Source organism: Hungatella effluvii (genome assembly GCF_003201875.1).
In the GTDB taxonomy this organism is placed as follows: Bacteria; Bacillota; Clostridia; order Lachnospirales; family Lachnospiraceae; genus Hungatella; species Hungatella effluvii.
Map to the genome: position 1 here is coordinate 1 of NZ_QJKD01000023.1, position 11406 is coordinate 11406.

Annotated in this window: 6 protein-coding genes; all 6 read left to right on the forward strand. The window is 45.1% G+C overall.

Going from position 1 to position 11406, the window contains the following annotated elements; all coding sequences use genetic code 11:
* On the forward strand, window positions 1-239 hold a 239-nt coding region (locus tag DFR60_RS30705), incomplete at its 5' end, for a hypothetical protein (protein ID WP_207659580.1).
* 62 nt (window positions 240-301) lie between these two features.
* Window positions 302-892, forward strand: coding sequence for a hypothetical protein (locus tag DFR60_RS27085; protein WP_110326079.1), 591 nt, complete (start codon window positions 302-304; stop codon window positions 890-892).
* A 408-nt stretch (window positions 893-1300) separates the two neighbouring features.
* Window positions 1301-3184, forward strand: a complete 1884-nt coding sequence (locus tag DFR60_RS27090; RefSeq protein ID WP_110326081.1) for a leucine-rich repeat domain-containing protein — start codon at window positions 1301-1303, stop codon at window positions 3182-3184.
* 777 nt (window positions 3185-3961) lie between these two features.
* Window positions 3962-4891 (forward strand): hypothetical protein, encoded by a 930-nt coding sequence (locus tag DFR60_RS27100; RefSeq protein ID WP_110326085.1) that lies wholly within the window; start codon window positions 3962-3964, stop codon window positions 4889-4891.
* Entirely contained in the window at window positions 4879-7158 is a 2280-nt protein-coding gene (locus DFR60_RS27105; RefSeq protein ID WP_110326088.1) for a DUF6273 domain-containing protein, read from the forward strand. The genes DFR60_RS27100 and DFR60_RS27105 overlap by 13 nt, the downstream gene beginning before the upstream one ends.
* 99 nt (window positions 7159-7257) lie before the next feature.
* Window positions 7258-11352, forward strand: a complete 4095-nt coding sequence (locus DFR60_RS27110; protein ID WP_110326090.1) for an N-acetylmuramoyl-L-alanine amidase family protein — start codon at window positions 7258-7260, stop codon at window positions 11350-11352.
* Window positions 11353-11406: the final 54 nt, after the last annotated feature.

The following is an 11406-nucleotide window of genomic DNA, read 5'->3' on the forward strand; positions in this document are numbered from 1 at the left end:
AAAGTGGCTTAAAGAGGAGAAAGCGCACGTTTGCTGGGGTAAGGGGAAGTATGCGCTCTTTACTACTTTTTTCCTGTATGTTTCGAAAAATAAAGATGGGCTGGGAAAATGGAGTTAGAGCAACTCCATTTTTTCACAGCCCCGATTTTTATAGAATAAATACGTGCATCTGTTATATAAAAAGACTCTCCGATGCGGTAAAAGATCAGACAGTAGCCGATTATTTTTCTTTTCCATAGAAACATTTGTGTTCCTAATCATATAATGATAGAAAAGACATATCCATCCTTAAGAGGTTTATATGGCCAATGACTCCTTAGGTTCCATAATTACACAAGGGAATTTTCTTAGAATCGACAATGCGTTTGTCGATGAGGTTTCTTCTTCCGGCAGAAATACCGGATTTATTATAATCTCCTACTCGGTTCCGTGGCAAAGCGGAGTAACCACTGTTCAGCAGCTGCGGTTGAATGTCAATAATAACACCGCAATCATGAATTCTTTCAGAATGCCAATCCGTCTCAGTGATATCCGCCAGGGAATGCGGGTGGATGTAACATTTTCACCAAGTATGACTCGAAGCATACCGCCTCAGTCTACTGCATTTACGATAGTCACGAGACAGCCTTCCAGACCTTCAGCCAATACTACAACGCAGAGAGTGATCTGGATTGACTGCAATAACAGTCAGCTTCTTGCCGGCATGCCAAACAATATCAGCAGAATAACGAGATATATTGTCACAAGCTCAACGGTCATCCTGAACAGAAATGGATTTCCGATCAGATTGTGCGATCTGCGCCCAGGCCAGCTGGTACAGATAACCCATGCGAATTTCCAGACGGCGAGTATACCGCCTCAGACGACGGCATTCCGTATTCAGGTGAGATAGAACGGCGATGAAGCAGGGGATTTATAAGAAGGATGCATAAGAAAATATAATATTGGAATTCATAAAAGGCTTGTAATCGTGGTCCTGCGCCGCTTTTACAAGCCTTTTTATGCTGTATGGTAAATTCGAATATTCAAAATAGCACATGGGCTGGATTCCCACAGCCGGAAGGCTGGAAAATAAGACAATTTTCTAAGAAAGTTCCGTATTATAGTTCTCTACGGTCTGCAACATGTGGTATAATGCCATAAGAAGCAAAGCAAAATGAAAACATACAGGGCGGAAAGCGAAAGTACATGGAATCGGTTTATAATGAAAAATAGCGGTTGTAGTTTGATCCGAATTGTGCTGTCAGCCTTCCTGTGGACAGTCTGCCCATAAACGAAGCGAAAGGAATGTAAAGCCAAAATGAAACTAACAGCCTTAAAGTGTCCGTCCTGCGGCGGGCCCATCGAGTTGGATGAAAAGGACGAGAATGTGGGATACTGTCAGTACTGCCACACAAAATATTATCTGGAATCGGAACAGCCGAAGGTGTTTATCGAGTATAAGCAGGAGACCTCCCACAACAGCATGGCGAAGAAGGAGGAGTCGGGGAACAAAGCGGCAATTGCTGTCGGAGCCGTTATCGGTGTGATTGGCATCATGGCACTTATTCTGATCCCTCTTTCCGGACCATCAAAAAATGCGAATAAGTATCCCAGCAGGGAAGTGACGGTGGCCGCGTCTGTTTCGGAAGAGCAGTCATCGGATAAAAGCAAGGCGTCTGCCACGTATTCCGCGTCCTTTGAGGTACTGATTAAGGAGGCCCTGGGAACGAGCGTTTCCTCGGTCACGGAAGAGGAACTGGAGCGTTTTAAATATTTGTCCATGAGGAAAGGCGAAGCCGGGTGGATGATTACATACAGTTTTGAAAATCCAATCGTGGCTGCCGAACAGGGGCAGGAGGCGGATATCAATGTGGTGGTCTGTCAGGAGGCCCTGGAGCTTCAGGATATTGCCGCGCTGCCGGAGCTGGAGTATCTGAATCTGGATCACACGGAATTGCCGGAGGGCAGTCTGGAGACATTGAGCTCCTTAAAAATGATTACCTGCGACTACATACAGCTGGATATGCTGCGTCTTGCGCTGGGAGATGCGGCTAAAGGTCTGGAACGTTTAAACGCTTCTCATTTAAAGAGTCTGGAAGAACTGTCCTATTTTCCGGGACTGAAGTCACTGGAGATGGAAGACTGCCGTGAAATTTCGGACATATCCGCATTGGCCCAGGTGAAGGACCTGGAAAATTTAAAGTTATACGACATGGATGAGGTGAATGATTTTACGGTCCTGAATGTGCTTAAGAAGCTGGGGAGCCTGTCGATTGACGCGGAAAACCTGAAAGATATCAGCTTTATTAATCATATGCCGGAGCTTGCGAGCCTTGGAATCACGGATTCTAAGATTCTTCTGCTCGATCCTCTCATGGGGAAAGTGAGTCTGAAGGAGCTTGTGCTGGTAGACAACGGTGAGGTTCGTGATTATAATCCCGTAGGAACGCTTACAGGTCTTGAAACTTTGGTAATAAATAAATATACGAATCAGGATGATCCGGATCTTACGGCACTTACCGGTTTAAAGCATGGGGAATTTCATGGAATGATGGGGATTCGTTTTCTTGGCAGTCTTACGGGCCTGGAAGAACTGAAGGTTCAGGGCTGCAACGTGGATCAGCCGTCGGTGATAGCTTCCCTGCCTGCTTTAAAGAAGCTGACTTACCGGAAAAACTGGGGAAACAGCGATGATTTAAGCTTTCTTGCCGGATGCCAGGGACTTACCTATCTGGACATGAATCATTCGGAATTCTATGGGGATGTGTCCTACGCGTTTAATCTTCCGGCCCTGGAAACCCTGATTTTAGACAGCAGCAGTTTTGAGGTGAAGTTTGACCGTCTTCAGGATAATCCTGCGTTAAAGGCCCTCTCCTTAAACCATGTGAAATTGTACAAAAATATTGAAATGTGGTCTGACGGCATGGTTCGTTCTATTAATTACGATGATGTGCTTCTTGATGAATACACCTCATTTTTAGGCCATTATCCCTCGCTGGAATATTTGAGCCTTCGGGGAAATCAGCTCACGGATCTTCAGTTTGCAGCCGGACTTAAAAATCTGAGGGAACTGGATGTCACCGATAATTACGTGACTGATACGCATGTGCTGGATCAGTTGGAGTATTTGGGGAAGGAAAGTACGGTAAAACGGCCGATTGCCGATGTGGACTGGATTGATACGGTGGAGGATTCTCATTGATTGTTTGGGCGTGAAGACGTTGAGGAATAACGGGGATTAGTGGGAAAGTTTAGGGTATGAAATGCCGCCTTGGCGGATTGAGCAGATCGGAAACTGGAATGATGAACTGCTTGATTCGGTCGAAGGCGGTATTTTTTGTTGGTAAAAATATCTTTATGAAATTGGAAAAACCCCTTGATTATTTGGTAATTATCGGTTATACTGTTTTTACAATTAAGAGATGTAAAACATACATAAAATCTTGCGGCATAAGCCGTATCGTTTTTTCTTATTTTTTCAATATATTTTAATTATCTTGCAATATCCTTTTATTCCCCAATTATTTTAGTATAGGTGTTTCATGTTCCACTGTTTGAGCTCGGACGAGTGGGAGACCAATCGATCTGTTATCGATCGGTCCGGCTTGGAGAACAGAATTTTTTTGATATGATTTTTCGTGCTGTATTTTTTATACTGTTATAGGCCTGTTTAGTTATTCATTTCTTTTTTCTATTTTCTGTATCCGGAATAAAATTCTGCCGGGTTTATCTCCGAAGTAAGTGAAGGTTGTTTGCGCTTTTTTGAGTAAATTAGATTTATAAACGGTATTTAGGAAAGCAGATGTAAGCTTTCTGGCATATTTATAAAAATTAATTTTGCGTTATATGGACGAATCGCTTAACTAAATTCTATTTTGCCCCCAATAGAAGGGAAGATGAAAAAATATAGGTACTGAGTGGGTATAGGTTACCCCTTTGAATAACCTAAATACACTATGTAAGGAGTGAAAAATAATAAATGAAGAGAAAATGGCCAGGTGGCATGCTGGCTGCGCTGATAGTTTTGATGTCTATTCCTTCTGAAATGGCTTATGCCCGGCTGAAACCGGAGATAACGGTGATCTCCGAGATCATGTTTGGATCATTAGAAGAATACGTGCCGGAACTCATTTATGAAGAGGGGGAAAAGTTGTATCGGCTAAAGACCTGGGAACTGGAGCCAGTCAAAGTGAGTCCCAGGGAGAAGCATGTGGAACAGGAAGTTTTGTACGAAGGCATAGAAAATATGGATTCAGTTCCTGAGACGAGAAGTATCACATCGAAAGAAGATTTCTCAGGACTGCAGGTAAGTGCAAAGTATCCGGTAATCAAAAGGAGGAAGGTGAACGAAGAATGGCGCGATGACTTTACGTTTCCGGTTGTGTTTCATTCATATGGAGCAGAGACATATCAGCTGGGAGAAGAGAATGTGCCAATTGATGGAGAACCGCTGCGGCTGGAGCTGTATGAGGACGCCCTTCTGTCAGAAATTGGAGTGACTAAAGAACATTACAGGGTTACCAGTACTGTATGGAATGGAGCGCCATACTTAGATGAAGATGATATTTTATGCAGGGATGCGACTGCTTTTGGAAGACGTAAAGTAATAGATTATCTGATTACTTATGGAGGAACGGTCACATATCCCGAGATTGAGGGCTATCGATGCAGAGCAGTATACAGCTTGAAGGAGTTTGAGAAAACACCGGCTGAAGAAAAGAAAATTGTCTCTAACAGAGTGGTGGAAGCAGTGGAGTATGATCCGGACTCAGCCTGGATCATCAGGAGAGAGGCCATTGTACTTACTGTGTCATTAATACTGGCCCTGTTATTCATGCTGTTGGCGGCGTGGCTGATTAAGCGGGCTGTGGAAAAGAGAGAGGAGAAGAGGGACGGATGTGGACTATAAGAAAAAGGTGTCAGGCGATAGCCGGAGATACTTTTAAGAGGCCGAGAGGCAGACTGGAAGGATACAGAAGAAAGAAACAATGGTTTATGCTGTGGCTGGGATTCGTTCTGACCATTACATATGCGGCTCCTTCCTGCGCAGAGAATGTGGAGGAAAATAGTAAAAACGCCGGCCGGTGGGTCTATCAAACAGTTCATGGGCCTGTGTTAAATACTGGGGATGAAGCGGAACAGGAGGGGGCTTGGTACCGGTTGAATGCGTCTGGTATGGCGGATACTGGTTGGATCTATGTGGACGGATACTGGTATTTTCTTAACACAGGAGAAGGCGCTGGAAAGGGCCGAATGATGACAGGCTGGCAGTGGATTGACGGAAAATGCTATTACCTTGCAGAGATCAGCTCCGATTTGTATCCAATGGGAGCCTTGTATTTGGAGGATAAAACTCCAGACGGATACTTCGTAGGAACAAGTGGAGCCTGGCTGAATGAACATGGGGAGGAATGGTATATAGCCGATAAAGGCCTGATGTCATCGGATACAATGGACGGGGATAAAAAGGCAGGAGCGGGGGCCGGAGGAAAAGGGAAGCGTGGAAGCGGAGGTAAGGGAGGAAGCAGTAAGGGAGGAAGCGGCGCCTCAACAGGCGGGGATAAAGAAGATAACAATGGAGACGAACGGCCGGAAACGGAAGATGGAAATAGTAACAAGTCCGAAGAACAGGGGGGCGAGGCAAACTCGAATAAGAATGATGATAAGTCTGGAGAAGACGAGCCAGGTGCAGAAAATAAATTTGAGGACCCTGCAACCCCGTCTGAAGCAAAAATGGTTTCCTGGGAAGTGCGTTTTGTTGAGGAGACAGATCCAAACAGAAAAATATTGCGTACGCAGGCCGGCAAGAGTGAAGAAGGGATGGAGCTGACTGTAGATTTTCCGGAACTTATGAAAGGAAGTGATGGCTGGCTATATCAGGCCCTGGAAGAAAGCCCGAAACGGATAACTGTGTCAGGTACAGGTCTTCAAAAATATACAGTATTGTTCCGCAGAACCGGTCAAATGGCTGAAGAACCCGAGCAGGAGGAGGGGGAGCAGCGACTGGAGAAATGGATTCAGACTGCCAAAGAGGCCGATCTCAATATCACAGGAAGCAGAACGGAAGATTGGCCGGTAATTACAGAGAATCAGGAAGAAAGCCGGGAACGGCTCAGGAATCTGATTTCCATGGTCCATGACCGGGAGCGCCATGAGATTTATCTGGTTGCACGAAACCATAGTCCCTCCACTGTGGTAATTGGTCAGGAATTCGCTGACATAACCAATGTCTCAGGACTCCTTATGGATGAATTTATGAGCAATGAAAACCGGTACTGTATTATACGGATCGGTTTTCAAAGAGTCTGGAGACAGGAATCCTGCATTCATGAGATGAGTATGCAGGAGCATGTTTTGTCAGACTGTGTATCCGGTGGACATGAGAGATTACTGTGCAGGTTGTGCGGCTATGAGGAGACGGTGCTCTTTCCGGCGTCGGGGCATATCGATAAAGATGAAGATGGATTCTGCGATGTCTGTTATCAGGAAATCAATGATGAGACCGCTCCCAAAGAGGCAGTTTACCGGGAAGGCGATACACAGATAAGACGTATTGGTGGTAAGCAATATCGATTTCGATGTATTGATGAAGATTACAGCGATATGATGGATAACCGTGGAAATGCAGCTCTTTTTCTATGTGAAACGGTGATACGGTCTGACATTGAAAGTGACGGGACGTCCATACAGAAATGGGAATTTGGCCGGGATAACAACTATAAAACCTCCAATATCCGTAAATGGCTTCAAAAAAATATGGAAAGTCCAGCAAAAGACATATCTTTCATTTACACCGGTGTGAATACAGCCTATCAGGGAAAGACCGGTTCGGGGGAATACGAGCAGTTTGCATTTGACGACTTGGAAAAACTTGAAAAACCATTTCAGATAATGGAAGACCAGATGTTTATCTTATCGATGGAAGAAGCGGTGAAATACAGAGATGTTCTATGGAAATTTAATGGAAGCAGCCAGAATAATCCACAGTCTCAATACTCTGCGTATTCCAAAGGGTATTACTTGAGAACTCCGCAATATGGAGGGGAAGACGTTTTTCAGTATGGAAAAGGTATCTACGTGGTGGATCTGGGAAATGGCAGCCTGCATCCGGTTGATGTCTCTGACACGAGTATAGGAATTCGACCAGCCTTTGTCATTGCACAGCATAAGGAGTAAGCTTCACGAGGAGGAGAATATTCATTTGTCTGTTTCAGCAGATTACATGGGTCAGATCAGTGAATGAAGAAAATACACAGAATAGGGAGGAAAAAGACAATGAGAAAGAGTAACCACAACATAGGGCAGGGAGACTGTAAGCGGTGGAAAAAGCTGTTGGCCTATAGCCTGTGCGGCATAATAGCATTCTCTGCGTTTCATACGCATCCGATATTGGCAAAAGATCTGGAAGGCAGCAGATATGCCTCCACGAGTTCGAATGCTCTGGAACCGACCTGGGCTGAATTGGAAAATGGCGAGAAACAGACTGCTACTGAATCCAACGCATCACGAGGGGACGAAAAGACAAAAGCCTCACTGTCTAATGCCTTGAGAGCAGTAAATTCACTGGGAAATATCTGGGATTCATGGAGCGGAAAGACAAGTTTCGAATTTCTGAATGGAACACAGGGGAATGGTTCTGAGAAAAAGCCATTTTTGATTAAGAATCGGGAACAACTCATGGGACTTTCAGAATTGACTGCGATGGGAATGGCGGTTCCTGATGCAGAGGGTGCGGACTACGTGGGCGATTATGCAGGCAGTTACTTTGCCCTTGGCGGTAATATCGACATGCAGGGCGTGGACTGGATTCCCATTGGATTTTACAGAGATTCTTCAGAAATGCCGGGAGAGGTGGAATACGCTTTCCATGGGGATTTCGATGGAAAGGGATATACGATCAGAAATCTGAAGTTAAATAAGTACGGGAATTATGATCATATTGGTTTGTTCGGAGCGATACGTGATTCCAAAGTTCACGATGTAAAAATCATTCCAGATAAAGAAGTAAAAGGAAATGACAGAATCGGAACGGTAGTGGGCTATGCGGTTGATTCAGAAATTCGAAATGTGACCGTTAAAAACGCAGCACTGAACACTTCAGGGATCGCAGGCGGGATTGCAGGTGAGATAAGCGGAACCGTTATTGAGAATACCATATGTGATAACGTTATAATAGATGCGCAGGCCGGAAATGAAGTGATCTACATTGGTGGAGTCGCAGGCATCGCTTCGGATTCCGTCATCGCAGACTGTGATGTTGCCACTGGTACGGGGAACACGGCGCGAATCCAGGGAACCGGTTATACCGGAGGAATAGTCGGATTTCAGAATTCCACAGATATTTATAACGTCCATGTAAATGGAACCATTGGAGGCTACCATTCCACTGCAATTGGCGGAATAACCGGAAACTATGTATCCGGAAAATTAAAGGTGGCACGATTTGAAGGCAGTATCGGGAATTCACAGCTGGGGTCAATGGCAAGAGAAGGCACTTTTATCGGAACGAGACAGGGAGCGGCCACAAACTTTAATTACATTGACGATGTGGCGTACCTGTTTGCCGATTCCGAGAGCAAGATCAGTGCCAATGTATGTGGTTCCGAAATAGCAGATGATAATGATTATACTTATGCGGCTCATATCGGATACTGGCATAGCAGTGATCTGCATTATACGCTGGTGCAGGGCGGAACCAGTAAAAATATGACTGATCAATATTTTTATGAAGAGTTGGAAGACGGTATCTTAACGGTTATGGACGAAACCGAAGACAGCCGTTATACGATTGATCATTTCGCGCCTAATTCTGTAGGCCGTCCGGTTCGGGGATACTTAATTATCGTAAATCAGATCGACACGGCAGCGAATGGCCGGAATTTTTATGATGTTGCACTGCTGGAAGCAAAAGGAGCATCACAGTATTCCAAGGTGCTTGATAAGAATAACCGGGGAGCTGTAGCGGCTGGATCTATTGTCTATGTAAATACATCTCCCAATGATACGGAAACAGAAAAATTTCAAATGTCCGGAACTCCATATTATATAAACGCAGACGGAATAAGTAAGAATACAGCGTATTCTGCAGACAGCCACTGTTATACCTTCAAGATGCCGGAAGAAGATATTGTGATTGATGGAACTTATAAGAAAGTAGCGGTAGCTGTTCATGTAGATCCGGATATCTATAATTTTACTGTGACACAGACCAGAACTGGCAATCGTAAGAATCCGGTAAAGACCACAGAAATCAGAAATAAGGCAGGAAAGCTGATAGCCCGGTATATCAACGGGAATCTGGAGCCGGGAACAGAGGTGCAGCCGGTTACCATACAGGCAGTTATTGATACAAATAATGATGTAAGTGATAACCGGGTAAGATGGAGCATTGATGATGCGGATTTAATCGGGCTGGCCAAAAATGAGGATGAAAACTCAGATGGATATACAGCAAAATCAGCCAGTATAACGTTGAATTCAAATGCAAAATTTTTCAGGGAAATTATCAGCGAGTTGGAGCTAAAACAACAGGAGGAAAATTACCGATATAAAATACCCAATACAATCTTCGGCGCCGGACATCAAAACGGTGGTGTTGCAATTCTGACTGCAGAAACAAGGCCGTCGGCATCCTTCGAAGGGAAACCATGTACCGCTAACTGCCGGATCAATGTAACATTCCAGATTCTTGATCATACACTGGTTGCCACAGAAGAGGCGGTACTGGATAAACAGACCCTGGAGTATACGGTCACCAGGCTGCTTACAGGGAAGCGGCTGGAACCGGAAGAGAGTATTCTGGTTACACCACCGCAATCGCTAACAGCAGAATTTAAACCGGATTATTTTTCAAGGGACGAGGTATCATGGATGACCAGTGACCCGGCTGTAATCAGGGTAGACGAAGAGGAAACATCCTATAAAGAAGCTTCCATATCCGCCTATAAAGACGCAAAATGGATCCGGGATATTATTGCGACAGATGATGGGAAGAGGGAGAATGACAGATATGCGCTGCTTTCTGGAAATGGTGAGCGGAGTGTGCGGGTTACTGTTGAAGGAAAGGATAAGCTTGGCAACCGTGCCGCAGCAGATTGTATGATTACCGTTCGTTTTGTGACAGAAGACAGGACCAGGGTCAATCCTGAAGCAATTAAATTAAGTCAGCCAGCCATGGAATACCATTTAACCTATGACAAAGCCGGAAACATTCACTCAGAAACTACTGGAAAGCGTGGGTTTGATAAACGCACTTTGAATGCCATGGTCTATCCGGATATTGAGGATAGTGAGAGTCACAGGCCATACGACCGCGGCGTAACCTGGAGTTCTTCAGATCCGGCGGCGCTGATGGTGGATGCAAATGGAAACCTCACAGTAAATGACGGAGCACCATGGATTCTGGAAGCACTGTCGAGGCCTCCGTATCAGGCGGAGAAAACAGTGGATATCACCGGAATGACTCGTGATGGTATGCAGGCAGACAGGTGCAGGGTAACACTTAAGTTCCAGGCAAACTGCATTGAGGTGGAACCGGAAAAAGAAGTATTTCCGATAACCCTTACTTTGACCGGGCGACGTTCGGCGCCGATATTAACCTATAGCGGGCAGGAGTCTAAACCGTTGAAGGCAACTATTTATTCCAATAATACGGATTTAACTCGCATCGTTTGGTCCTCTGAGGATCCGGCATTGGTGACTGTATTACAGGATGGAACTGTGGCTCCGGTATTATTGGATGAAAATAATGAATTGAAGGCGCCTTGGATCAGGGAACTGTTAAAATCTGGTGCCTCCAGTGGTACAAAACGTGTCCGGGTAAATGCGGCAGCGGTCAATGGAAAAATGAAGGATTCTGTATTGATTGAATTAAACTTCAAGGTGATCGATCATACCTACTCGTCAGGAGGTTCCGGAGGCAGCAGTGCTGGGAGTACGGGAACAACTACCGGTGTAACTCCTTCCGGTAAGACTACTGGACAGACCACAGCAAATGGTGCAGTAACCGGAACCTGGACGCAGGCAGCAAACGGTAAATGGATATTTGCGTCAGACAGGACCTATGCAAATGAATGGGCCTACATCAGCAATCCCTATGCAACCGGGAATCAGCCAGGGGCGTCCTGGTTCTGCTTTGATGAGGAAGGATTTATGATCACAGGCTGGTTTACAGATCAGTATGGCAGCAGTTATTACCTGAATCCGGTAACGGACGGGACACAGGGGCAAATGCTTACTGGCTGGCAGCGGATTGATGGGACCTGGTATTATTTTAATCCATCTTCGTCTGGGATAGTGGGTAAGCTTTTAACTAATACCATAATTGACGGAATCTACAGTGTTAATGAGATGGGACAGTGGATTTCATGAATCAACAGCAGAATCTGCGATGTGGTACTCTGACGAATAATAACTGAATCCCAA

Coding starts and splice junctions, on each gene's coding strand:
- DFR60_RS27085 (WP_110326079.1), top strand. CDS start 302: ATGGCCAATGACTCCTTAGGTTCCATAATTACACAAGGGAATTTTCTT.
- DFR60_RS27090 (WP_110326081.1), top strand. CDS start 1,301: ATGAAACTAACAGCCTTAAAGTGTCCGTCCTGCGGCGGGCCCATCGAG.
- DFR60_RS27100 (WP_110326085.1), top strand. CDS start 3,962: ATGAAGAGAAAATGGCCAGGTGGCATGCTGGCTGCGCTGATAGTTTTG.
- DFR60_RS27105 (WP_110326088.1), top strand. CDS start 4,879: ATGTGGACTATAAGAAAAAGGTGTCAGGCGATAGCCGGAGATACTTTT.
- DFR60_RS27110 (WP_110326090.1), top strand. CDS start 7,258: ATGAGAAAGAGTAACCACAACATAGGGCAGGGAGACTGTAAGCGGTGG.